General features: G+C 60.1%; 21 protein-coding genes. 9 read left to right on the forward strand and 12 right to left on the reverse strand.

Annotation, left to right across the window (positions count from 1 at the left end; all coding sequences use genetic code 11):
- Position 1: 1 nt before the first annotated feature.
- Together AEQ63_RS00460 and AEQ63_RS00465 are read right to left on the reverse strand one after the other, a co-directional pair.
- Positions 2-2224 (reverse strand): polysaccharide biosynthesis tyrosine autokinase, encoded by a 2223-nt coding sequence (locus tag AEQ63_RS00460; RefSeq protein ID WP_064361420.1) that lies wholly within the window; start codon positions 2222-2224, stop codon positions 2-4.
- 39 nt (positions 2225-2263) lie between these two features.
- On the reverse strand, positions 2264-2704 hold the full coding sequence (locus tag AEQ63_RS00465) for a low molecular weight protein-tyrosine-phosphatase (RefSeq protein WP_016775466.1): 441 nt from the start codon (positions 2702-2704) through the stop codon (positions 2264-2266).
- Between the two features lie 289 nt (positions 2705-2993).
- Here AEQ63_RS00465 and AEQ63_RS00470 point away from each other — a divergent pair, with 289 nt between their 5' ends.
- Both AEQ63_RS00470 and tal read left to right on the forward strand, forming a co-directional pair.
- The gene (locus tag AEQ63_RS00470; RefSeq protein WP_064361421.1) at positions 2994-3950 is read left to right on the forward strand and encodes a cellulase family glycosylhydrolase; all 957 of its coding nucleotides are present in this window, start codon (positions 2994-2996) and stop codon (positions 3948-3950) included.
- 202 nt (positions 3951-4152) lie between these two features.
- Positions 4153-5079: a transaldolase gene (gene tal / locus AEQ63_RS00475; protein WP_041477315.1), complete on the forward strand. Its 927-nt coding sequence runs from the start codon at positions 4153-4155 to the stop codon at positions 5077-5079.
- A 120-nt stretch (positions 5080-5199) separates the two neighbouring features.
- Here tal and rssC read toward each other — a convergent pair whose 3' ends face one another.
- The 3 genes from rssC to AEQ63_RS00490 all read right to left on the reverse strand — a co-directional run bounded on the left by rssC (position 5200) and on the right by AEQ63_RS00490 (position 7896).
- A complete protein-coding gene (rssC, locus tag AEQ63_RS00480; RefSeq protein ID WP_003226553.1) occupies positions 5200-5682 on the reverse strand; it encodes an anti-sigma factor antagonist RssC in 483 nt (160 codons plus the stop codon).
- Complete coding sequence (rssB, locus tag AEQ63_RS00485) at positions 5679-6863, reverse strand: two-component system response regulator RssB (protein WP_064361422.1); 1185 nt, start codon at positions 6861-6863, stop codon at positions 5679-5681. Before rssB ends, rssC begins: the two co-directional genes overlap by 4 nt.
- 343 nt (positions 6864-7206) lie before the next feature.
- Positions 7207-7896 carry an MlaA family lipoprotein gene (locus AEQ63_RS00490; RefSeq protein WP_042609055.1) on the reverse strand — a complete coding sequence of 230 codons (690 nt, stop codon included), beginning with the start codon at positions 7894-7896 and terminating at the stop codon, positions 7207-7209.
- 198 nt (positions 7897-8094) lie between these two features.
- On the opposite strand from AEQ63_RS00490, the gene AEQ63_RS00495 reads away from it, so the two are divergent.
- Together AEQ63_RS00495 and AEQ63_RS00500 are read left to right on the forward strand one after the other, a co-directional pair.
- Positions 8095-8715 (forward strand): hypothetical protein, encoded by a 621-nt coding sequence (locus tag AEQ63_RS00495; protein ID WP_064361423.1) that lies wholly within the window; start codon positions 8095-8097, stop codon positions 8713-8715.
- A gap of 108 nt (positions 8716-8823) precedes the next feature.
- Positions 8824-9087 (forward strand): DUF4404 family protein, encoded by a 264-nt coding sequence (locus tag AEQ63_RS00500; RefSeq protein WP_064361424.1) that lies wholly within the window; start codon positions 8824-8826, stop codon positions 9085-9087.
- Between the two features lie 165 nt (positions 9088-9252).
- Here AEQ63_RS00500 and queF read toward each other — a convergent pair whose 3' ends face one another.
- Both queF and copI read right to left on the reverse strand, forming a co-directional pair.
- Positions 9253-10083 (reverse strand): NADPH-dependent 7-cyano-7-deazaguanine reductase QueF, encoded by an 831-nt coding sequence (gene queF / locus AEQ63_RS00505; protein ID WP_064361425.1) that lies wholly within the window; start codon positions 10081-10083, stop codon positions 9253-9255.
- 61 nt (positions 10084-10144) lie between these two features.
- Positions 10145-10678 carry a copper-resistant cuproprotein CopI gene (gene copI, locus AEQ63_RS00510; protein ID WP_064361426.1) on the reverse strand — a complete coding sequence of 178 codons (534 nt, stop codon included), beginning with the start codon at positions 10676-10678 and terminating at the stop codon, positions 10145-10147.
- 165 nt (positions 10679-10843) lie between these two features.
- On the opposite strand from copI, the gene AEQ63_RS00515 reads away from it, so the two are divergent.
- Positions 10844-11524, forward strand: coding sequence for a heavy metal response regulator transcription factor (locus tag AEQ63_RS00515; protein ID WP_064361427.1), 681 nt, complete (start codon positions 10844-10846; stop codon positions 11522-11524).
- Positions 11524-12873: a heavy metal sensor histidine kinase gene (locus AEQ63_RS00520; RefSeq protein ID WP_064361428.1), complete on the forward strand. Its 1350-nt coding sequence runs from the start codon at positions 11524-11526 to the stop codon at positions 12871-12873. Before AEQ63_RS00515 ends, AEQ63_RS00520 begins: the two co-directional genes overlap by 1 nt.
- 98 nt (positions 12874-12971) lie before the next feature.
- On the opposite strand, the gene AEQ63_RS00525 is transcribed toward AEQ63_RS00520, so the two are convergent.
- From AEQ63_RS00525 to AEQ63_RS00535, 3 genes are all read right to left on the reverse strand, one after another.
- Positions 12972-14216 carry a lipoprotein-releasing ABC transporter permease subunit gene (locus tag AEQ63_RS00525; RefSeq protein WP_064361429.1) on the reverse strand — a complete coding sequence of 415 codons (1245 nt, stop codon included), beginning with the start codon at positions 14214-14216 and terminating at the stop codon, positions 12972-12974.
- Between the two features lie 63 nt (positions 14217-14279).
- Positions 14280-14978, reverse strand: coding sequence for a lipoprotein-releasing ABC transporter ATP-binding protein LolD (gene lolD, locus AEQ63_RS00530; RefSeq protein ID WP_064361430.1), 699 nt, complete (start codon positions 14976-14978; stop codon positions 14280-14282).
- Positions 14971-16221: a lipoprotein-releasing ABC transporter permease subunit gene (locus AEQ63_RS00535; protein ID WP_024013629.1), complete on the reverse strand. Its 1251-nt coding sequence runs from the start codon at positions 16219-16221 to the stop codon at positions 14971-14973. Before AEQ63_RS00535 ends, lolD begins: the two co-directional genes overlap by 8 nt.
- Positions 16222-16315: 94 nt before the next feature.
- Between AEQ63_RS00535 and AEQ63_RS00540 the strand changes: the two genes are divergently transcribed.
- Together AEQ63_RS00540 and AEQ63_RS00545 are read left to right on the forward strand one after the other, a co-directional pair.
- Positions 16316-16897, forward strand: a complete 582-nt coding sequence (locus AEQ63_RS00540; protein ID WP_042609045.1) for a PilZ domain-containing protein — start codon at positions 16316-16318, stop codon at positions 16895-16897.
- Positions 16898-16911: 14 nt separating this feature from the next.
- Positions 16912-17634, forward strand: a complete 723-nt coding sequence (locus AEQ63_RS00545) for a glycerophosphodiester phosphodiesterase (protein WP_007910500.1) — start codon at positions 16912-16914, stop codon at positions 17632-17634.
- A 42-nt stretch (positions 17635-17676) separates the two neighbouring features.
- On the opposite strand, the gene sthA is transcribed toward AEQ63_RS00545, so the two are convergent.
- Positions 17677-19071: a Si-specific NAD(P)(+) transhydrogenase gene (gene sthA, locus AEQ63_RS00550; protein WP_016775479.1), complete on the reverse strand. Its 1395-nt coding sequence runs from the start codon at positions 19069-19071 to the stop codon at positions 17677-17679.
- Between the two features lie 201 nt (positions 19072-19272).
- Entirely contained in the window at positions 19273-20319 is a 1047-nt protein-coding gene (locus tag AEQ63_RS00555) for an FAD:protein FMN transferase (RefSeq protein ID WP_082367674.1), read from the reverse strand.
- Positions 20320-20394: 75 nt separating this feature from the next.
- On the opposite strand from AEQ63_RS00555, the gene AEQ63_RS00560 reads away from it, so the two are divergent.
- The gene (locus AEQ63_RS00560; RefSeq protein ID WP_042609043.1) at positions 20395-21693 is read left to right on the forward strand and encodes an MFS transporter; all 1299 of its coding nucleotides are present in this window, start codon (positions 20395-20397) and stop codon (positions 21691-21693) included.
- Positions 21694-21730 lie beyond the last annotated feature (37 nt).

Consider the following 21730-nt stretch of genomic DNA (forward strand, 5'->3'; position numbering starts at 1 on the left):
ATCAGGATTTGTCGGACGCGTATTCGTAGTTGTAATAGCCAGTGCCGCCGTAATAGCTGGCTGCACGCTTCTCGACGCCGTTGAACACCGCGCCTTTCAACTCGATGCCGTTCTGGGCGAAGCGGCGAATGGTCAGTTCGATCTCTTTGGCCGGGTTCACGCCGAAGCGGGTGACGATCAGGCTGATGCCGGCCTCACGACCGACGATGGCGGCATCGGTCACCGCCAGCAGGGGCGGCGTGTCGATGATCACCAGGTCATAGCGCTCGCTGAGTTGCGCCAGCAGCTCACGGAAGTTGGCGTGCATCAGCAACTCGGAAGGATTGGGCGGCACCTGTCCCCGGCTGATGAAATGCAGGTTGTCGATCTCGACAGTGTTGATCGCTTGCTCGAGGGTGCAGCGCTTGACCAGCAGGTCGGACAGACCGTTGCTGATCGGTGTGTTGAGGGTTTTGTGCAGATGCCCTTTGCGCATGTCGGCGTCGATCAGCACCACGCGCTGGCCGCTCAGGGCCATGACCGCCGCGAGGTTGGACGAGACAAAAGTCTTGCCGACCTGCGGGCTCGGCCCGGAAATCATGATCCGGTTGTTGGTCGAGTCGAGCCCGGCAAAGTGCAGGCACGTGCGCAGGCTGCGGATCGATTCGATCGACAGATCGGTCGGATTGCGCAGCGCCAGCAAGTAGGCCGGTTTATCAACGCCATCGCGGGCGCGGCCCTTTTTACTGTCCTCTTCCTCCTGCAAGGCACTGTAGGGAATCGACGCATAAACCGGCAGGCCCAACTGCTCGATGCCCTCCGGGCCTTCGAGGCCTCGACTGAGGGATTTGCGCAGCAACACCAGGGCCACGCCGACGAACGCACCGAGCAACGTCGCGATCAGCACGATCAGCGGTTTCTTCGGTTTGATCGGGCTGGTCAGGTCGACGTCAGCGGTGTCGATCAAACGCACATTGCCAACGGCCCCGGCGCGGACGATGTCCAGTTCCTGGGATTTGTTCAGCAACTGCGTGTAGATCTGCGAGGCCACTTCAACGTCGCGGGTCAGGTTGAGCAATTCCTGCTGGGTGGCGGGCAGGTCCTGAACCTTGCCTTCGAGGGATTTCTGCTGCTGGGTCAGCTCGCCGATCTGCGTCATCAAAGCGCGGTAGGCCGGGTGCTGTTTGGTGAACTTGCGATCGAGCTCGGCCTGCTGCATTTTCAGTTCGGAAATGCGCGTTTCCAGCGCCACCGACTGGCCCAGCACCGACTGGGTTTCCAGCGAGATATTCACGGTCTTGCCATGGGTCTGATAGGCATTCAAGGCGTCGCTGGCCTTGGCCAGATCGCGTTTGACCTGCGGCAACTGACTCTGCAGGAACGCCAGGCTTTGCGCGGCCTCCGCCGAGGTGCGGCGCACGTTTTGCTCGACGTAGAGCGAGGCGATCTTGTTGAGAATCTTCACCGCTTCGCCAGCGTCGGAGCTGGCCAGCGCCAGACGAATGATCCCCGACTCCTTGCCTTGCTCGGAAATATCCAGTGCGTCCTGATAGCCCTGAATGGTCACGATCCGTGGATTGCGCACCACTTGAAAACGCGTACCGGGGTTGGCCGCCAGTTGCGCGATCTGCCCTTCTACACCGTCGTTGGCAAACGCTTCACCGGCCACACCTTCGGCGAGCAGATTGTCGTTCTCATCGAACAACTGGAAGCGCTGTTGCTCGCCGGCGATCAGGGTGAGTTTCTTGCCGAGCAGGTCTTTCGGCAATTCCAGTCGTGTGAACTCCAGACGCTCACCGCCCCAGGCATAACTGCTCAGACCGAAGCGCGGCGGCGCGACGCTGGTCTCGCTTTCGCCGCGATAGCGCCGCGAAAGAAAGCCGCCGATCAACGGAAACGTGTTGGGAGTGACGTCGATATCCAGGCGCAGGTCATCAACGGTTTTGCCGATCACCGCGCGGGATTTGATGATGCCGATTTCGGTCACCGATGGCGATTGCCCACCGAGCATGCTGTTGAGGTCGGAGAAACCGAGCATGTCGTTCTTTTTCGGTTCGACCTGCACCAGCGCGTTCGCCAGATACACCGGCGTCGCCAGCACCGCATAGGCGACGCCAGTGACCATGAAGGCACCGGTCAGCGCGCCGATCAGCCACTTCTGGTCGATCAGGCTGCCAAAGATGCCGAGCAGATCAATACTGTCTTGATCATTGTCGCGGGAGCCGATTACGGACGGTAACTGCATAAGTCTGTTCTTACCATTCACTGTTCTGAAGAATATTCATCAATGCCCGAGACGCTTTGCCCATGAACTAACAGCATCTTCAATCAATGCGTGGGCATGAATAAAAGCGGCTTTGCCTTGACGATACGGGTCATGTATTTCGCGCTCGCTCTGCCATTTGCCGAGCAGAAACACTTTGCCTCTGGCGTGCGAGGCAATCTTCAGCACTTGATTGACGTGGGCCTTTTCCATGACCAGGATCAGATCCGAGTCATTGACGATGTCCGAAGTCAGTTGCCGCGCCTTGAAAGCCTCGGCGCAGTGCCCGTGTTCTTCGAGAACCTGCCGCGCCGAGGCTTCGACGCCCTCGCCCACGCGGGCGGACAGGCCGGCGGAGGACACCGTGATGGCGGACGGGCCCAGCGCGTTGCGCAGCAGCAGTTCAGCCGTCGGACTTCGGCATATATTGCCCACGCAGACAACGAGGATCTTTTTGAACAAGTCTTGCTTTCCTGTGTAATATCAAACAGCCAACATGCCGTGAAAGTTAATGAACCCCCACGACTTTCCTGCACTCAGAAATAGCTTCGCCCTGTTAGTACAGGAACATTAAGTACCACAGCGTTTTAAGCCGCCCCAACCACAATTAGCGGACTAAAAATAACTGTGATTTTCAGTTGCTGTTTTCCTGACAAAAAATAACATTCACGCACTTAGTGCCATCATCGTTATCGGAAATTGAGTAACGGGATAAATATTCGTAGTTGTCATTCTCTTCAGGAGAGCAGACATGAAATCAGCACAGCGCAATAAACTCGCCGCCCTCGTCCTGATGGCAATCGGTGCCACGAGTCAGGTTCATGCCAGTGAGCTGTTCCCCAACCTTCCAGCGAAAACCATCGGCGTTCAGGTGAAGATCCAGAGTTTTACCGCTGCCGATGCCGCGCAGATCAAAGCAGCAGGTTTCAGCTTTGTGCGCTTCGGCGTGTGGAGCGACAGCCTCACCGCCAAGGCTTATCAGAAACAGGTCAGCGACGCCTTCGCCGCCGCTGCTTCCGCCGGGCTGCCGGTGTTGCTGACCGTGCGCGCAATCAAGGCTTTGCCCGCGACTTCGCCCGCTGAACTGAACGCAGCCGGTGCTACGTTTGCCACCGCCGTGACCGGGCTGGAAAAATCCTGGAGTTCGCAATTGGTCGCGATCGAAATATGGAACGAGCCGGATCTGGAAACCTACTGGCCAACCCGCAATTTCGACACCACGTTCGTGCCGTTCATGGCAGGTATGTGCAAGGCCTTCGAAGGCCAGCCGCAGACGACACCGCGCGTCGGTTTCGGCTTCGCCCGGCCGCCAAGCGCCGGTTCTGCCTCAACGGTGGCGCTGAAAAGCATCGTCAGCGATTACCCCAAATGCCTCAACGCGGTGTCCTATCACCCTTACGGAATGACCGCTACGCAGATCAGCAACGCGCAGACGTTTATCCAGCAGAACTTCAATCTGCCGGGGGTCATCAGTGAGTGGGGAGTTTCCGCCCTCGCCTCCAACGGCGGGCCTGAGGGGCAGGCGACCAGGATCAACGCGTTTATCGCTGACGTTAAACGTCTGAATATCCCGCTGACATCTATCTATGAATGGCGCAACAGTGATTCAGGCAGCAATGATCGCGAGAAGAACTTCGGCTTTCTCACTTCCGACGGTCAGCCAAAACCGGCACGCTTGTCCGTGGAAGGTTTGTTGAACGCTGAGTAGGGCTTGGGCAACCGGTCTGTTCACAGGTCGGTTGCTTTGAACCTGTGGGCTGTTTTGGCATCGTATTCATCGACACCGCGCCCCGCCTTTCAAACAATCGTTTTCAGGTTGTTGCCGCAGGGGCCATCGATCCACGAATGCACCCTTGAGTGCCCGTCAGCGCTCGGGTAATGTCTTCAGACCCATAGGATAGAGCACGCCCATGACTTCCAAGCTGGAACAACTCAAACAGTTCACCACCGTGGTTGCCGACACCGGCGACTTCGAAGCGATCGCCCGGGTCAAACCGGTCGACGCCACCACCAACCCTTCCCTGCTGCTCAAGGCCTCGGCGATTCACGGTTACGCCGAACTGCTGAACGATTGCGTCCGCGACTGCAAGGGCGATGTCGGCCTGGCCAGCGACCGTTTCGGCGTCGCAGTGGGCAAGGAAATCCTCAACGTGGTTCCGGGCCGCATTTCCACTGAAGTGGATGCACGCCTGTCCTTCGACCAGGACGCGATCCTCAAGCGTGCACACCGCCTGATCGAGCTGTACGACAAGGCTGGCGTCGGCCGCGACCGCGTGCTGATCAAGATCGCCTCGACCTGGGAAGGTATCCGCGCCGCCGAGATCCTCGAGAAAGAAGGCATCCAGACCAACCTGACCCTGCTGTTCTCCTTCGCCCAGGCCGCCGCGTGCGCCGACGCCGGTGTCTTCCTGATTTCGCCGTTCGTGGGCCGCATCTACGACTGGTACAAGAAGGCCAACGGTAACGACTACACCGGTGCCGATGATCCGGGCGTGCAGTCGGTGACGCGCATCTACAACTACTACAAGGCCAATGATTACAAGACCGTGGTCATGGGCGCGAGCTTCCGCAACATCAACCAGATCGAGCAACTGGCCGGCTGCGATCGCCTGACCATCAGCCCGGAACTGCTGGAAAAACTCGCCGCCGACACCGGCAAGCTGGAACGCAAACTGGCACCGGGCAACGCCGGGGAAGCGCGTCTGAGCCTCAACGAAGCGCAATTCCGCTGGTTGTCCAACGAAGACGCGATGGCCACCGAGAAACTGGCTGAAGGCATCCGTCAGTTCGCACGCGACCAGGAGAAGCTGGAAGCGTTGCTGCAGGCCAAGCTGTGATTTGAGTTTGTAGAATGCAAAAAGGGCGAACCTGAGAGGGTTCGCCCTTTTTTGTGTACACGCAATTCGCTGTCAGCCCGTCACCTGTGGCGAGGGAGCTTGCTCCCTCGCCACAGGCCATCAGTGTCTTTCGAGGGCATTCACCAGATCATGAAACGCCTCACGATTGGAATCGTTCAGGCCCATGAGAATCTTGTGCGCTTCCAGCACTTTGATGCGCACCACCTCTTCCGACTGATCCTGATCCGGCAGGTCGTCCAGGCACTCCGGGCACGGCACCGGGTGGTTGACGATGTTGAACACCTGCTCGAAGCCCATCGACTGCAATAGCCGGGTGATGTCTTCGTGGGTGGTGACAACCGTCGGCAACAGACCGACCTTCTGCCGCGACAGGATCGACAGTTTGGCCAGCAGGCCGAGGGTGGTGCTGTCGATGCTGCGGGTTTCGGTCAAATCGATCACGATCGCGTTGAAGTTCAGCGCGGTGAAGATTTTCTCAATAGTCGCATCCAACGCCGAACACAGGGTCAGGCGAACTTCACCGACGAACTTCAGGACGAAGGTGCCGTCCTGCTCGGCGAACTGGATTCTACCGGTACTCATTGAAGATTCCTGCTCAACACCAACAGGGCGATATCATCCGGCATCTCCCCTAGCGTGGCCAAACCAAACACTTGCCGCAGACCATCCAGGCTGCCGCCCGCTGACTTCACCCGTTCGGGCAAAGCAGCCTCTTTTTCTTTGAGCGTTGCTTCCGGCAAAAGGTCCAGAATGCCATCAGACATCAGCGTCAGGCTGAACGTCGGCGGCAGCTCAAGCACGTGGTCTTCGTAGGTGGCTTCATTGAACAGCCCCACCGGCAGACCACGACCTTCGAGATAACGAACACTGTCAGGCGTGTACAACACAGGCAACGGCAGATGGCCGCCGATGCTATAGGTCAACAAACCGGTCTCCTCGTCGATGACTCCACCGACCATTGTGACGTGTTTACCCAGCTTACAACTGATCAGCCCCCGGTTGATATGACCGAGCACTTCCGAAGGCTTGAACTCCGGCAAGGTACCGCTGCGTTTCGATTCGAAGAGCAGACGCGTGGTCATGAACTTCAACAGCACAGTGACGAAGGCTGATGACGCGCCATGCCCGGAAACATCCGCCAGGTAGAACGCGACCCGACGCTCGTCGACGCGGAAATAGTCGACAAAATCACCCGACAGGTACAACGACGGGATGATCTGGTGGGCAAAGTTGAATTCGTCGATGCTCCACGGGCTGTCCGGCAGCATGTTCATCTGCACCTGGCGACCGGCATTCTGGTCTTCCTGGAGCAGGTTCAGGCTGGCTTCGAGCTCGCGGTTGGCCTTTTCCAGCTTCTCGCGGTAACGCTGGTTTTCCAGTAGCAGCCGCGCACGATCCAGGGCCCGGCGCACAGAGTGCTCGAGCACAGCCAGATCTTCGAGAGGCTTGATCAGGTAATCTGCCGCGCCGAGGCGCAGGGCCTCGACCGCGTCGTTCATCACCCCGGCACCCGAGACCACGATCACCGGCGTTTGCGGCGAGCGCTCGGTGACCTGACGAATCAGTTCGAGACCGCCCATCTGCGGCATGCGCAGATCGCAGATCACCAGATCGGGCTCGTCTTGCTCGAATACCTGAAGACCCTGTTGACCGTTGCCGGCCTGCAGGACGCTGAAACCACTGTCTTCCAGATAGGCCGCGAGGCTCGCGCGCACTACCTCGTCATCATCGATTATCAGCAGCGTGGCACTGGTTTTTGGCATGTGGGCAAACGGCGCCAGAATTAGGTTGGCGTAGTGAGCGGGGCAACGGCCCTGCGCAGACTACTGGATTCGCTTTCTAGCCTCTCTGCTGCAGCGCTTTCAAGCATTCGCCTGGCGCGCGGTTTTAAACAGAGGTGCCCTTCTAAGGCGCAGACGGTACTCCCATCCGCAGAGCGTTTCAAGCATGCGCCGATTGTCGCTTGACGACTTTGTTTGTCAAATCACCGGGAGTTATAAGAACCGCTCCAACCGTAACCCGATGGAAGGTAGCGGCAGTCGATGGCGATGCTCTGGCGCAGACAAAAAAGGCGACCCGAGGGTCGCCTTTTAGGCATCGGTCGAATCAGAAATCGTCTTCGACTTGTCCGTCCTTCACCTTGAACTCGCGGTTCTGCAGGTAAGCGTTGCGGATGAAGGTGTACTTGTCGCCGCTGATCAGCTTCTCACTCGACAGCAGGCTGGCACGGGTGTCGACGATGTTGAGGCCGAAGATCGAGTTACGCGTCGGCACATGATCGATGTAGCGGTACATCCCGGTGTAGCTGTCGACGTATTTCGACGGTGCGTCACGCAGGGTGCTCGGGCCCATCAGCGGCAGCATCACGTACGGGCCGCTGCCCACGCCCCAGTAACCGAGGGTCTGACCGAAGTCTTCGTCGCTGCGGTTCAGGCCCATCTGGGTGCCGACGTCGAAGAAGCCGAGCAGACCGAAGGTGGTGTTGAAAATCAGTCGGGCGGTATCAACGCCCGCTGCAGCCGGTTTGGCCTGGAGAATATTGTTCGCCAGGTTGGTGACGTCACCGACGTTGCGGAACATGTTGTGGATGCCGTCTTCAACGAACTGCGGGGTGACGAACTCATAACCCTGCGCCAATGGCTTCAGCGCGTAGGTGTCAACGAAGTCGTTGAACCGGAATATCGGCCGGTTGACGCTTTCCCAAGGGTCTTCTTCCGTGGCCGCCTGAGTGGCGAACGGCGCCAGCAACAGGCTGGCACATACACTTAGCTGAGCGAGCGAAGGGCTCCAGCGCATAGAAAAACTCCTTGGATTTGATACTGGCGCGGACCTCGGGGCCCAGGCATTAAGGCCGCTAGTATAAGCGTAAACGGCGATTTGGGCAGTCTGGCAGGCAAGGATATGCAGGAAGTTTCCTACGTCGTCTTTCACAGGGCTGTCATGCAACTGTCACCCGCGCGCCATAGCCTTGAGCGTTATTTCAGGGACGTTGCCATGACTCACGCCGAAACCTTGCCCGTCGCCGCGCCCAGTCTGACTGCCGTACTGTTCGGCCTGAGCGGTTGCCTGGTGGATTTCGGTTCCCGCGCCGCGCAACAGCTCACCCCCGGGCCGGAACACGCCGAAGCCACCCCGGGCGCGCTCGAAAGCCTGAGAAGCTTGCAGCGTCAGCGGATACCCTGTGCCTGGCTCGACGAATTGCCCCCCGCCCTCGCTCATTCACTGGCCGCTTCGCTGCCAACCTGGATCAAGCCGACGCAACATTCAGCAACAATGAATCCATGGCCGGCACCCAATGCGTGTTGGCAAGCATTGATGGATCTGAACATCGACCGCCTCGATGGCTGCCTGCTGGTCAGCGGTGAGCCGCGCCTTTTGCAGGCCGGCCTGAATGCCGGACTGTGGACAATTGGCCTGGCGTCCTGCGGCTCGTTGTGCGGCCTGAGCCCGAGCGAATGGCAGGCGCTCTCGCAAGCGGAACGCGAACAGTTGCGCGGCAAGGCGACCGTGCAGTTGTTCAGCCTTGGCGTGCACTCAGTGATCGATCATCTCGGCGAACTGGATGCCTGTCTTGCCGACATCTGCTCGCGCCGCGCCAAAGGCGAAAAGCCCTGACGAACGTCATGCAGGTTCACCGAGGGTGGATTAATCTAAAGGTCAGCCATAGACCTTTGGCGCGCGGCTGCGGTCAATGCCAGTGCCTATTGATAAAAGGAAACCACCATGCCCGCCCAAGAACTGCAAAAACAGCTCGATACCCTGCGCGAGCAGCTGGAACAGAATCCACCGCTGTCGGAAGTCGAGCGTGAAGATCTGCGTGCGTTAATGGTGCAGATCGAATCGGAAATCCAGCTGGAAACTGCCACCCAGGACGCGAGCATTGCCGATGGTGTGAACCTGGCAGTGGATCGCTTCGAGCTTGAACATCCAGCTATCGCCGGCACCCTGCGCAACATCGTCAACGCGCTGGGCAGCATGGGCATCTGACGCCACGCCGCACAAAAAAGCCCTGCCAGCGATGGCAGGGCTTTTTCATTTCCACAATTTGAAACGCAATCTCCTGTAGGAGTGAGCCTGCTCGCGATAGCGGTGGACCATTCGAGATCAACGTTGAATGTCAGTCAGCTATCGCGAGCAGGCTCACTCCTGCAGTTACTGACGCACCAGACGATGGTTCGGCAGTTGCACCTCTTCAGTGCTGCGATACGGGTTGATATCCAACCCGCCGCGCCGAACATATCGCGCGAATACAGTGAGCTTCTGCGGCTTCAGCAACCGCTGCAGATCAAGAAAAATCCGCTCCACACACTGTTCATGGAAATCCGAGTGCTGGCGGAAGCTGACGATGTATTCCAGCAGGCTGGCGTGATCCAGCGCCGCGCCGCGATATTCCACCACCACGCTGCCCCAGTCCGGCTGGCTGGTCACCGGGCAGTTGGATTTGAGCAGATGGCTGTGCACGCTCTCTTCAACGATTCGCGAATCGTCGCAACGCAGCAATTCCGGGCGCGGATGTTCGTAGTTGCTGACACGGATATCCAGATCGTCGATGCACACGCCCGGCAGTGCCACGACGCCTTCAGCCTCAACGTCCTTCAAACTGCGAACCCGCACGCCCACCGGTTTGCCGGCGGCGGCGGACAGATCCTTGACCAGCGTCGCCTCCAGCGTGGCGACGTCGGCGAACGGCGTCTGGTTCAGCGAGTTGAGGTACAGCTTGAACGACTTCGATTCGATGATGTTCGGCGAGTCCGCCGGGATGCTGAATTCAGCGATCGCCACCACCGGTTTGCCCGACGGCAGCAGCCACGACAGCTCGAAGCAGTTCCAGAAATCTACGCCTCTATACGGCAGGGTTTCGGCGCTCAGGCCCAGCTCTGCCCATTTCGCGGTGCGCGGAATCGGGAACAGCAGGGACGGCGTGTAGGTGGCGATGTATTCGCTGGATTTGCCCAGCGGCGAATGTTCGGCTGCGGGATGCATGGCGGAAACCTGACTGAAGAATCAGCGGATTCTACCAGCCTTTGCCCGCGCCTTTGAGTGCTTACTGACTGACTGTCAGGTTGCCGACCATGCCCGCCTGGTAATGCCCCGGAATATTGCAGGCGAACTCAAGCGCCGTGGCCTTGCTGAAGGTCCAGGTCAACTCCGCGGATTTACCCGGTTCGACCAATACACTGTTGGGGTCGTCGTGTTTCATTCCGTGGCCCATCGCCGCGTGATCCATGCCCGCCATGTCGTGGGACATTTCTTTTATCCCCGTCGGCGTGAGCATGCCGCTCTGCTGCATCTGTAACATTTCCTGCTGGTGACTGGCATGCATCGCCGCGTCACCCAAGTTGAATTCGTGCAGCAACTGGCCTTTATTCACCAGCACAAAGCGAACCGTCTCACCCGCCTTGACCTGTATGGTTTTCGGATCGAAGTTCATGTCGCCCATGACGATTTCGATACTGCGCGTGGCCTGGCTGACCGCTGCCGGCTGGCCGAAAGCGTAGGTGTGCGCCGGTGTCGCCCAGGCTGACGAAGTCAATGCCAGCAGACAAGCCGCTACTGTAAGAGGTGTGCGAAAAAACATGGTCACGCTCCAGCAAGAGAAGGTTCAGCCTGTGGGAAACTCTAACCACCCTGGGCTGGCACCGACCTGACAGACAGATTACAACTTTGTCAGCTTGGCGCTTATCGCCGGATCTCACGGTATAACGCCCTCGCCCTTCTAAATACCATCCCGTCCGAGTCGCCCATGAAACTGTTGATCGTTGAAGACCAAGCCAAAACCGGGCAATACCTGCGCCAAGGCCTGACCGAGGCCGGGTTCAATACCGAGCTGGTGGCAGACGGCATCAGCGGCCAGCAATTGGCCTTGAGCGGCGAGTACGCGCTGCTGATCCTCGATGTGATGCTGCCCGGACGCAATGGCTGGCAGATTCTGCAAGCGGTGCGCAGCGCCGGCCTCGACACGCCGGTACTTTTTCTGACGGCCAAGGACGCCGTGGACGACAGGGTTCACGGCCTCGAACTGGGTGCTGACGATTATCTGGTCAAGCCATTCGCCTTCTCCGAACTGCTCGCCCGGGTGCGCAGCCTGTTGCGGCGCGGCAGCGCGATCGCCCAGGAAACCAGCCTGCAACTGGCCGATCTGCGCCTGGATCTGATCCGCCGCCGGGTCGAACGCAGCGGCCAACGCATCGACCTGACCGCCAAGGAATTCGCCCTGCTGGAAATGCTCCTGCGCCGCCAGGGTGAGGTCCTGCCGAAGTCGCTGATCGCTTCACAGGTCTGGGACATGAATTTTGACAGCGACACCAACGTCATCGAAGTGGCGATCCGCCGCTTGCGCCTGAAGATCGACGACGACTTCCCCAACAAACTGATCCACACCGTGCGCGGCATGGGTTACGTGCTCGAAGAGCGTGCGCTGTGATGCGTCACTTATCCCTGAGCACGCGCCTCGCCCTGTTGTTTGCCGCCTGCACCGCGGTGGTCTCGCTGTTCGCCGGGGTACTGTTCGACCGCGCCAGCGAGGCGCACTTCATCGAGCTCGATCAGCAACAACTGGAGGCTAAGCTGATCGGCCTGCGCCGCGCCTTGCAGGATCTCCAGCCTGCCCAGCGCGAAGCGCGGCTGGCCGATGAGTTGAGCCGCCAGGCCGATCTGTCGTTGCGCATCACCAGCGGCGACGGTCAGCACTGGTACGACAGCTCGGTGCAGATCCCCAAGAATCTGCCGCTGCAAACTGGCCTGTCGACCATCAGCCATGACGGCACCGACTACCGTGTACTCCGCGCCCCGCTCTACCCGGACTCAACGGATTCGCCGCAACTGACGCTGCTGCTGGACATCACCCATCACCAGCATTTCCTTGCGCGCATGCAGCATCTGATCTGGCTGACCGTCGGCCTCTCAGCGCTAGCCACGGCGTTGCTCGGTGCCTGGGCCGCGCGCAGCGGACTGCGCCCGTTGCGGCGGATAAGCGCGGTGGCCCGTGGGATTTCTGCGCAATCGCTGAATGCCCGACTGCCTGAAGAGAAAATGCCGCCAGAGCTTGCGGAAATGGCCCACAGCTTCAACGCCATGCTCGCACGCCTCGACGACTCGTTTCAGCGCCTCTCGGCGTTCTCCGCCGACATCGCCCATGAACTGCGCACGCCACTGTCGAACCTGCTCACCCACACCCAGGTCACCCTCACCCGTCCGCGGGCACTGGAGGATTACCGCGAAGCGCTGCACAGCAACCTCGAAGAGCTGCAATGGATGGCGCAACTGGTCAACGACATGCTCTACCTCGCGAAGGCCGATCACGGCCTGCTGATGCCCAAGCGCGAACCGCTGGAACTGGCGGACGAGGCTGACATGTTGCTGGAGTTTTTTGCGCCATTGGCCGAAGACGCTCGCGTTAACCTGAGTCGTGAGGGGGCGGCGCGTATCGAGGGTGATCGCGGCATGTTGCGCCGGGCCTTGTCGAATCTGCTGGATAACGCGCTGCGCTTTACCCCGGCTGAAGGTGATGTTCGGCTGAGCATTGTCGAGCAGCCGCAGGCTGTACGCGTTTGCGTCGAGAACAGTGGTGAGGGGATTTCAGCGCAGGTGTTGCCACGTCTGTTTGACCGGTTCTATAGAGCGGATCCGGCGCGGCAGGAAGGCAGCAGTGAGCATGCGGGGTTGGGGCTGGCAATTACCCAGTCGATCGTCCGTGCGCATGGCGGGACGATTCATTGCGAATCTGAAGCGGGCTGGACGCGGTTTGTGATCGAATTGCCAACGGAAGAATGAGGCCAGCAGTACCGGCCCTATCGCGAGCAGGCTCACTCCTACAGAGGGAACGCATTCCAATTGTAGGAGTGAGCCTGCTCGCGAAAGCGGTCTAAAGGTTACGAATATCTCAGCGCATGCGCCGGTTCGATCTTCGCCGCCCGCCACGCCGGATACACCGTCGCCAGAAAGCTCAGAACGAAGCCCGCCGAGCAGATCAACAGCACGTCGCCGCCCTGCAGTTCCGAAGGCAGGTTGCTGACGAAATACACGTCCGAACTGAAGATGTGCTGCCCGGTCACGCGCTCGACCCAGCCGACCAGTTCGCTGACATTGAGCGCGGCGATAACGCCCAGCACGCCACCGATGATGGTGCCGACAATGCCGATCACCGTGCCCTGCACCATGAAGATCGCCATGATCTGCCGCGGTGTGGCGCCGATGGTGCGCAGGATCGCGATGTCGGCGCCCTTGTCGTTCACCACCATGATCAGCGTCGCGATGATGTTGAACGCTGCCACCGCGACGATCATCAGCAACAGCAGGCCGATCATGGTTTTTTCCATTTTCATCGCGCTGAACAGGCTGCCCTGGGTGTGGGTCCAGTCGTCAGCCTTGAAGTCGGCGCCAAGGCCACCGGCAATGTCCGCAGACACCTTCGGCGCGGCGTACAGATCCTTGACTGCAAGGCGCACGCTCTGCACCTGATTCGGCTGCCAATGCTGCATGGTCGCCGCATCGGCGACATGGATCAGGCCCATCGAACCGTCCAGCTCGGCACCGACCTTGAACACGCCAACCACATTCAGGCGCTGCATGCGCGGAGTAATGCCTCCCGGCGCGGTGCTGACTTCCGGAACGATCAGGGTGATCTTGTCACCGACGTTCAGGCGGAAACGCCGCGCGGTGATTTCACCGATCACCACGCCAAATTCGCCCGGTTTCAGAGCATCAAGACGCCCTTGGACGATGTGCTGAGCAACGATCGACACCTTGCCTTCCTGGGCCGGGTCGACGCCGCTGATCTGGATCGGCTGCATCGAACCCTTGTACGAAAGCATGCCTTCCATTTCGGTGAACGGCACGGCGGCGGTCACTTCGGGATTTTTCATCGCGGCGGCGGCCACCGGTTGCCAGTCGTCGATCGGCTTGACGCCGACGATGGTCGCGTGGGGCACCATGCCGAGGATGCGCGAGCTCATTTCGCGCTGAAAACCGTTCATCACCGACAGCACCACGATCATCGCCAGCACGCCGAGGGCGAGGCCGATCATCGAGGTCATCGAAATGAATGAAACAAAGCGATTGCGGCGCTTGGCGCGGGTATAGCGCGTGCCGATAAAGATCGATAACGGTCTGAACATTCGCTGGGGCACCGTGTAGAAATAAAAGACCCGGCGCCGTTACGAGCGCCGGGTTTCAGCCAGTCAGATGGGGGTGAGGCAGCCTTCCTGCAGCTGCAGAACGCGATCCATCTGGCGAGCCAGGTTCAGGTCGTGCGTCACCACCAGGAACGCCGTGCGCATCGACGTGCTCAGCTCGAGCATCAGATCCTGAATGCCTTCGGCGGTGTGCAGGTCGAGGTTGCCGGTTGGCTCATCGAGCATCACCAGCCCCGGGTTGTTGACCAGAGCACGAGCGATGGCCACGCGCTGACGTTCGCCGCCGGACAGTTCCGCCGGCTTGTGCTCGAGGCGATGGCCCAGACCGACCCGCTCCAGCAACGCCGTGGCACGCTGGCGCGCCTCCGGGATGGCGGTCTTGCCGATCAACAGCGGCATGCAGACGTTTTCCAGCGCGGTGAATTCCGGCAGCAAGTGGTGAAACTGATAAACGAAGCCGAGCGCGCGGTTGCGCAGCAGGCCGCGCTTCTTCTCGCTCAATGCCGACAGCTCTTCGCCATCGAGCCAGACGCTGCCCTTGCTCGGCGTATCGAGACCGCCGAGCAGGTTGAGCAAGGTACTTTTGCCGGAACCGGATTTACCCACGATCGCCACGCGCTCGCCCGGGTGCAACTCCAGTTGCAGGCCGGCCAGCACTTGTACCGACTCAGGGCCTTCCTCGTAGGATTTGCCCAGGTTACGGCAGCTCAGAATTGCTTGTTCACTCATGCCCGACTCACTCATAACGTAACGCCTCCGCCGGCTGGGTGCGCGCGGCACGCCAGGCGGGATACAGGGTGGCGAGGAAACTCAGGACCAACGCAGCGGCGCAGACCATGACGACGTCCTGGCTCTGTACCTGCGAAGGAAGATAATCAATGAAATACACGTCAGCATTAAGGAACTTGTGGCCGATCAGCCCTTCAAGCGCCGAAATCGCCGCACTGACATTCAGCGCCGCGAGAATCCCGACCACCGCGCCGATGGCCGTGCCGACCACGCCGATTACCGTGCCCTGAACCATGAACGTGCGCATGATCGTGCCCGGTGTGGCGCCGAGGGTGCGCAGAATGGCGATGTCGCCCTTCTTGTCGTTCACCACCATCACCAGCGTGGAAATGATGTTGAACGCGGCGACGGCGACAATCAGCAGCAACAGCAGACCGATCATGGCTTTTTCCATGCGGATCGCCTGATACAGGTTGCCGTGGGTGCGGGTCCAGTCGCGGGCGTAGTAACGGTCCTCGCCGAGCTGCTGGGCGATGTTCCACGCCTCGCGCGGGGCCTGGAACAGGTCGTCGAACTTCAGACGCAGGCCCTGCACCTGATCGGCTTTCCAGCGGTGCATTTTCGCCAGATCCTGCAGATTGGTCACGCCGAGGTAGCCATCGAGCTCACCGGCGCCGACATGGAAAATCCCGACCACGGTGAAGCGCTTCATGCGCGGGAACATCCCGGCCGGGGTCACGCTGACCTCCGGCGCGACAAAAGTAACCTTGTCGCCGATGCCGACGCCGAGCTTGGTCGCGGCCTTGTCGCCGATGACGATGCCGAAGCTGCCCGGTGTCAGGTCGTCGAGTTTGCCCTGCTTCATGAAGTTGTCGATGATCGACACATTGCGCTCGAGCGCAGGATCAATGGCATTGAGCAACACTTTGGAGACCTGACCGTTATTGGTCAGCAGGCCCTGCATCTGGGTGAACGGCGCTACTGCCGTGACCTGCCGGTTCTGCTTGACCTTGTCGGCCAGGCTCTGCCAGTCATTGATCGGCTCGCCGGTCTCGAGAGTAGCGTGGGGCACCATGCCCAGCACGCGGGTGCGCATCTCATGGTCGAAGCCGTTCATCACCGACAGCACGACGATCATCACGACCACGCCAAGGGCGAGCCCGATCATCGAAGTCAGGGAAATGAATGACACAAAATGATTGCGACGCTTTGCACGGGTATAACGCGTGCCGATAAATACGAAGAGAGGTCTGAACATGTCGGGGCTTGTTCGGAGGGAAAAGGAACGTCCTTGTGGCGGGGGGCGAAAACCAGCTTTACCCCCAGACCACCGCCGCTACCATGGGTTCGCCATGTCGACATTAGATGAAGAAGATCGCCGCGAATACTACCGTATCGAGGACACGATCGCACTGGAAATTCGGCCCCTGTCCGCTCCCGAAGCCGCAGGCCAGGAAGTGTTGCAGGATGCTTCCCCACTGTTCAACCTGCTCAGCGAATTGCACCTGAGCGAATTCGAGTCGCAGCACCTGCTGCGGCAGATCAGCGAGCGTGACCGCGCCATCGCTGCATTTCTCAAATCGCAGAACAAACGCATCGACCTGCTCAGCCAGGTGATCGCCCTGACCGCGCTCGGCCACATCGGCGAGCCGCAGCCGGTGATCATCTCCGAAGGCGGGATCGACTTTCAGTACCCGACCCCGATCGCCACCGGCGCGCATCTGTCGGTGAAACTGGTGCTGATGCCGCAGGCGCTGGGCCTGCTGCTGCGCGCCCGGGTCACGCATTGCGATCCCAAGGGCGATGGCTATGACGTCGGCACCGAGTTCGAACGCCCGACCGATGCGCAGCGCCAGCTGCTTGCGCGCTACATCTTGCAAAAGCAGGCTCAGGAACGCCGTCTGGCCCGCGAACAGAACGAATCTGGCATTTAACTTAAGGAAGCACCGTGACCCTCATCTACGGCCACCGCGGCGCCAAGGGCGAAGCACCGGAAAACACCCTGAGCAGCTTTCAGGAATGCCTCAAGCACGGCGTGCGCCGCTGCGAACTGGATCTGCACCTGTCCAAGGACGGCGAGCTGATGGTCATCCATGACCCGACGCTCAAGCGCACCACCGAACGCCGCGGCAAAGTCGTCGAGCACACCGCTGCCGAACTGGTGACCTATGACGCGCGCAAGGGTGGCCCGGGCTGGATCAAGCCGTGCCCGATTCCGACGCTGGAAGAGTTGTTCGAGAAGTGTGATTTCGAGCACTGGCAGCTGGAAGTCAAAAGCGCTTCGCGCACCCGCGCGGCGACTACCGTGCTGGCGATTCGGGAAATGGCTCAGCGCCACGGACTGCTCGACAAGGTGACGATCACCTCGAGTTCGCGGGAAGTCTTGAAGGCAGCGCTGGATCTGGTACCGGACGTGTCGCGCGGCCTGGTGGCCGAATACGCCTGGCTCGATCCGTTGAAGGTCGCCGCCAGCTACGGCTGCGAGATTCTCGCCTTGAACTGGACGCTGTGTACGCCGGAACGCCTGCAGAAGGCGCAGCGTCAGGGCCTGCATGTGTCGGTGTGGACCGTCAACGAGCCTGCACTGATGCGCAGACTCGCCGACTTCGGCGTTGACAGCCTGATTACAGACTTTCCCGGTTTGGCCACTGCCACCCTTGAGAATTGCTGAAATCGGTCTCCCCGGCCGGCTCAGGCCACCGGCCGGAGCCCGTCAAAAAAGCCGGTTGAGGCCGTCGTACGCTGCTACCCGATAGGCTTCGGCCATGGTCGGGTAGTTGAACGTAGTGTTGACGAAATACTTCAGGGTGTTCAGCTCGCCCGGCTGGTTCATGATCGCCTGACCGATGTGAACGATCTCCGACGCCTGATAACCGAAGCAGTGCACACCGAGCACTTCCAGCGTCTCGCGGTGGAAGAGGATTTTCAGCATGCCTTGCGGCTCGCCGGCAATCTGCGCCCGCGCCATGCTCTTGAAGAAGGCCTTGCCGACTTCGTAGGGCACTTTGGCCTGGGTCAGCTCCTGCTCGTTCTTGCCGATCGAGCTGATCTCCGGAATGGTGTAGATGCCGGTCGGCACGTCATTGACGAAGCGCCAGCTGCCATTGTCGACGATGCTGCCAGCGGCCGAACGACCCTGGTCGTGGGCGGCACTCGCAAGGCTTGGCCAGCCGATCACGTCACCGGCGCCGTAGATGTTCTCCACGCAGGTGCGGTAGTTCTGGTCGACTTCGATCTGGCCACGGCTGTTGACCTTGACCCCGATGTTTTCCAGACCCAGCGTGTCGGTATTGCCGGTACGGCCGTTGCACCAGAGCAAGGCGTCGGCCTTGATCTTCTTGCCGGACTTGAGGTGCAGGATCACACCGTTGTCCACGCCTTCGACGCGGTCGTACTCTTCGTTGTGGCGCACGGTGATGTTGTTGTTGCTGAAGTGGTAGCTCAGCGCCTGGGAAATTTCCGAGTCGAGGAAGCTCAGCAACTGGCCCCGGTTGTCGACCAGTTCGACCAGCACACCCAGACCACTGAAGATCGACGCGTATTCGCAACCGATCACACCAGCGCCGTAAACGATAAGTTTGCGCGGGGTGTGGCCGAGGCTGAGGATGGTGTCGCTATCGTAGATACGCGGGTGGTGGAAATCGATGTCCGCCGGGCGATACGGACGCGAACCGGTGGCGATGATGATGTGCTTGGCGACCAGTTTTTCGACCACGCCGTTGCCGCAGACCACTTCGATGGTTTGCTCGTCGGCAAAGCTGCCGGTGCCGAAGAACACGTCAACGCGGTTACGGGCGTAGTAGCCGGTGCGCGAAGCGACTTGCTTGGAAATGACTTTCTCGGCGCTTTTCAACACGTCCGGGAAGGAGAACCAGCGTGGCTCGCCGATCGCGCGGAACATCGGGTTGGTGTTGAACTGCATGATCTGCCGCACCGAGTGACGCAGTGCCTTGGACGGGATGGTGCCGAGGTGGGTGCAGTTGCCGCCGACCTGGCGACGGCTGTCGACCATCGCGACCTTGCGCCCCGCTTTGGCGGCGTTCATTGCCGCGCCTTCTCCCGCCGGGCCGGAACCCAGTACCACCACGTCGTAGTTGTAGACAGCCATGCGTACTCCTCAGAACAGGCCGCGATGCCAGCAGCACCGGCGGCTAAATCACGCCGAACGGCGGCGCGAAGGAACAATTGGGGGCCAGTGAAGAACCCGGACACAGTCTATAGAAGCGTCAACGCCGCGCACATTAACCCTTGGTCGCGTCGTAGGCTACTTTTGCCTGCACTACAACGCCAGCTTTCGTCTTGTCTTCAGTCAGTTTTTTTCGTCGACAAGCTGCGCAAATGCCTGACTGCTGCGGGTGACGAAACCTGTATCGGCACGCAGGACAAAGAATGCAGCAATGTCATGCTTTTGGGCATAGTCCTGCGCCCTTTCCGGCCCGAGAATCAGCAACAGCGTCGATAGTCCATCGGCCATCAACGCTGAAGGATGAATCACCGTGACTGACGCCAGCTCATGTAGGACCGGTCGCCCACTGCGTGCATCGATAGTGTGGGAATAACGCCGGCCGTCCTGCAGAAAATAGTTGCGGTAGTCGCCGGAGGTGGATACGCCGTAACCATCGACATCGATAATCCGCTCGGCCACTTGCTGGTCATCCCGGGGCTCTTCGACGGCGATGCGCCACGCTGAGCCATCTGGCTTGCTGCCCTTGGCTTTGAGTTCGCCCGTGGCTTCGACCAGGTAATTGGCGATGCCCATGCCCTGCAATCTGGCGGCGATGGCATCCACGGCATAACCGGCGGCGATGCTGTTGAAGTCGACTTCGACAGCGGCGTCCTTGCACAAACGGTTGCCGTCGATACGCAGATGCTGATGGCCGACCCGCTGCATGACCTCGGCCAGGGCAATCTCATCGGGGATGATCTCTTCGCGTCCTTGCGGACCGAATCCCCAGAGATTCATCAGTGGTTCCACGGTCAGATCGTAGGAACCTTCGCTTTGCGTCGAAAGCTGTTCACCGACGCGGATCAACTCAAGCACCGCTGCCGGCATCGATTGGCAACTGTCGGCAGGCAACGAGTTGAAACGCTCGATGGCTGAGTCACTTCGGTAAGTCGACATCTGTTGATCGACTTCACCGAGGATGGTCTCCACTTCGCCGCGCACCTGTGCAGGATCGGCAACCCCGGCGTGGCGCACGTACTTGACCGACCAGGTGCTGCCCATGGTCGAGCCGCCGACCTGTTCCAGGGAATCGCCGTTGCCGCAGCCGCCGATTGCCCCCGCCAAGACCACAAGCCCCAACCAGCGTCCAGTTAACAATTCTTCATCTCCCCGCAAAACCACGGCGGCCATTATGAACTACAAGCGCCCGCTCGCTTCCCCATGGCAGCAACGCCTTTATACAAAATTGAACAGTGAGTACCTCCCATGTCCTCGACCACGGGCAAAGGCAAAGCGATCTTTCGCGTTGTCAGCGGCAACTTCCTCGAAATGTTCGACTTCATGGTCTACGGCTTCTATGCCACGGCCATCGCCAAAACCTTCTTCCCCACCGACAGCGCGTTCGCTTCGCTGATGCTGTCGCTGGCAACCTTCGGTGCGGGCTTCCTGATGCGCCCGCTCGGGGCGATTTTTCTCGGCGCCTATATCGACCGTCACGGACGGCGCAAAGGGCTGATCATCACTCTGGCGATGATGGCCGCCGGTACAGTGCTGATTGCCTGCGTGCCCGGCTACGCGACGCTCGGTGTCGCCGCGCCGCTGCTGGTGTTGTTCGGCCGTCTGTTGCAAGGCTTCTCGGCGGGCGTGGAACTGGGCGGTGTGTCGGTGTATCTGGCGGAAATCTCCACGCCGGGGCGTAAAGGCTTTTTCGTCAGTTGGCAGTCCGCCAGCCAACAAGCTGCGGTGGTGTTCGCCGGCCTGCTCGGCGTTGCTCTGAATCACTGGCTGAGTCCGGAGCAAATGGGCGAATGGGGCTGGCGCGTACCGTTTCTGATTGGCTGCATGATCGTGCCGGTGATTTTCTTCATCCGTCGCTCGCTGGAGGAAACCCCGGAATTCCAGGCGCGCACCCACCGCCCTACCCTCGGCGAAATCGTCCGTTCGATCGGCCAGAACTTCGGCATCGTCATCGCCGGCATGGCACTGGTGGTGATGACCACGGTGTCGTTCTACCTGATCACCGCCTACACCCCGACGTTCGGCAAAGCCGAACTGCACCTGTCGGACCTCGATGCCTTGCTGGTGACCGTGTGCATTGGTTTGTCGAACTTCTTCTGGCTGCCGGTGATGGGCGCAGTGTCCGACAAGATCGGGCGAAAACCCTTACTGCTGGCGGCAACGATTCTGGCGATCCTGACTGCGTATCCGGCGCTGTCGTGGCTGGTGGCGAATCCGAGCTTCAGCCATTTGCTGATTGTCGAACTGTGGCTGTCGTTCCTCTATGGCTCCTACAACGGCGCGATGGTGGTGGCGCTGACCGAGATCATGCCGGTGGAAGTGCGCACGACCGGGTTTTCACTGGCCTACAGCCTGGCGACGGCGACGTTCGGCGGGTTCACTCCGGCGGCGTGCACCTACCTGATTCATGTGCTGGACAACAAGGCAGCACCGGGCATCTGGCTCAGCGGCGCGGCGGTATTGGGCCTTGTTGCCACGCTGGTGTTGTTCCGTGGCAATCGGCATGAGTTGCGCACGGCGCAGGCTTCGGTTGCCAGCGGCGCCTGACAGAATGCTTTCGCGAGCAGGCTCGCTCCCACAGGGA

It is taken from the genome of Pseudomonas sp. RIT-PI-o (genome assembly GCF_001297215.1).
GTDB classification, from domain to species: Bacteria; Pseudomonadota; Gammaproteobacteria; order Pseudomonadales; family Pseudomonadaceae; genus Aquipseudomonas; species Aquipseudomonas moraviensis_A.

Excerpts from the sequence above, each read along its gene's own strand:
- AEQ63_RS00460 (WP_064361420.1), bottom strand. The coding sequence starts at position 2,224 with ATGCAGTTACCGTCCGTAATCGGCTCCCGCGACAATGATCAAGACAGT.
- AEQ63_RS00470 (WP_064361421.1), top strand. The coding sequence starts at position 2,994 with ATGAAATCAGCACAGCGCAATAAACTCGCCGCCCTCGTCCTGATGGCA.
- tal (WP_041477315.1), top strand. The coding sequence starts at position 4,153 with ATGACTTCCAAGCTGGAACAACTCAAACAGTTCACCACCGTGGTTGCC.
- rssC (WP_003226553.1), bottom strand. The coding sequence starts at position 5,682 with ATGAGTACCGGTAGAATCCAGTTCGCCGAGCAGGACGGCACCTTCGTC.
- rssB (WP_064361422.1), bottom strand. The coding sequence starts at position 6,863 with ATGCCAAAAACCAGTGCCACGCTGCTGATAATCGATGATGACGAGGTA.
- AEQ63_RS00490 (WP_042609055.1), bottom strand. The coding sequence starts at position 7,896 with ATGCGCTGGAGCCCTTCGCTCGCTCAGCTAAGTGTATGTGCCAGCCTG.
- AEQ63_RS00495 (WP_064361423.1), top strand. The coding sequence starts at position 8,095 with ATGACTCACGCCGAAACCTTGCCCGTCGCCGCGCCCAGTCTGACTGCC.
- AEQ63_RS00500 (WP_064361424.1), top strand. The coding sequence starts at position 8,824 with ATGCCCGCCCAAGAACTGCAAAAACAGCTCGATACCCTGCGCGAGCAG.
- queF (WP_064361425.1), bottom strand. The coding sequence starts at position 10,083 with ATGCATCCCGCAGCCGAACATTCGCCGCTGGGCAAATCCAGCGAATAC.
- copI (WP_064361426.1), bottom strand. The coding sequence starts at position 10,678 with ATGTTTTTTCGCACACCTCTTACAGTAGCGGCTTGTCTGCTGGCATTG.
- AEQ63_RS00515 (WP_064361427.1), top strand. The coding sequence starts at position 10,844 with ATGAAACTGTTGATCGTTGAAGACCAAGCCAAAACCGGGCAATACCTG.
- AEQ63_RS00520 (WP_064361428.1), top strand. The coding sequence starts at position 11,524 with ATGCGTCACTTATCCCTGAGCACGCGCCTCGCCCTGTTGTTTGCCGCC.
- AEQ63_RS00525 (WP_064361429.1), bottom strand. The coding sequence starts at position 14,216 with ATGTTCAGACCGTTATCGATCTTTATCGGCACGCGCTATACCCGCGCC.
- lolD (WP_064361430.1), bottom strand. The coding sequence starts at position 14,978 with ATGAGTGAGTCGGGCATGAGTGAACAAGCAATTCTGAGCTGCCGTAAC.
- AEQ63_RS00535 (WP_024013629.1), bottom strand. The coding sequence starts at position 16,221 with ATGTTCAGACCTCTCTTCGTATTTATCGGCACGCGTTATACCCGTGCA.
- AEQ63_RS00540 (WP_042609045.1), top strand. The coding sequence starts at position 16,316 with ATGTCGACATTAGATGAAGAAGATCGCCGCGAATACTACCGTATCGAG.
- sthA (WP_016775479.1), bottom strand. The coding sequence starts at position 19,071 with ATGGCTGTCTACAACTACGACGTGGTGGTACTGGGTTCCGGCCCGGCG.
- AEQ63_RS00555 (WP_082367674.1), bottom strand. The coding sequence starts at position 20,319 with ATGGCCGCCGTGGTTTTGCGGGGAGATGAAGAATTGTTAACTGGACGC.
- AEQ63_RS00560 (WP_042609043.1), top strand. The coding sequence starts at position 20,395 with ATGTCCTCGACCACGGGCAAAGGCAAAGCGATCTTTCGCGTTGTCAGC.